The 668-nt window shown below is 62.3% G+C and carries 1 protein-coding gene; it reads right to left on the bottom strand.

Annotated features, from left to right (window positions below):
* The coding region (locus tag SO140_RS46295) for a recombinase family protein (RefSeq protein ID WP_498544249.1) at positions 1-629 on the bottom strand (629 nt) is incomplete at its 3' end.
* Positions 630-668 lie beyond the last annotated feature (39 nt).

The raw sequence follows: 668 nt of genomic DNA, 5'->3' as shown, positions 1-668 counted from the left end.
TGCTCCTTCACCACCCGCTGCACGACTGACGTGCCGACGCCGAGCGTCCGGCCGATCTTCAGGATGCCCGTCCCGTCCTTGTGGAGGCGCAGGATGCGCCTTTCCAACTCGGCCCTGCTCATGCCCCAGCGCTCCTCATCGGCGCTCCGTTCGTCGTCCTTGCGGTTGCCACGGCCCAGCTTGATGCCGCTGGCCTTGGCTCTCGCAAGACCGGCATTGACGCGCTCAACGATCATGGACTTCTCAAACTCGGCAAAGACGCCACACATCTGGAACATGGCGCGACCGGACGGTGTGGTCGTGTCGATGGCCTGCTGATGCAGATAGAGATTGCAGTTCAGCGCCTGCAGCTCGTTCAGGAAACCAACGAGATGCTGAAGGCTGCGGCCGAGCCGATCCACCGACCAGGCGGCAATCATGTTGATCTTGCGCGCCGTCGCGTCCTTGAGCAGTCGGTCGAAGCCAGGGCGCTTTTCTCGACCGTTGGAGCCGCTAATGCCGGCATCCTCATAGAAGCCGACGATTTCCCAGCCCGAGCGAGCAGCAACCGCCTCGAGCTCGCGGCGCTGGTTCTCGGTGGTTTGGCCATCGGTGCTGACCCGCAGATAAACGCCAACTCGCTTTGCCATGACTGCAGCCTCCAAACTTGACGCTGCATCATACCCGAA

It is taken from the genome of Bradyrhizobium sp. UFLA05-108, assembly GCF_059803455.1.
The sequence above is the reverse complement of the archived record's forward strand: the minus strand, read 5'-3'. Positions and strand labels throughout refer to the sequence as shown.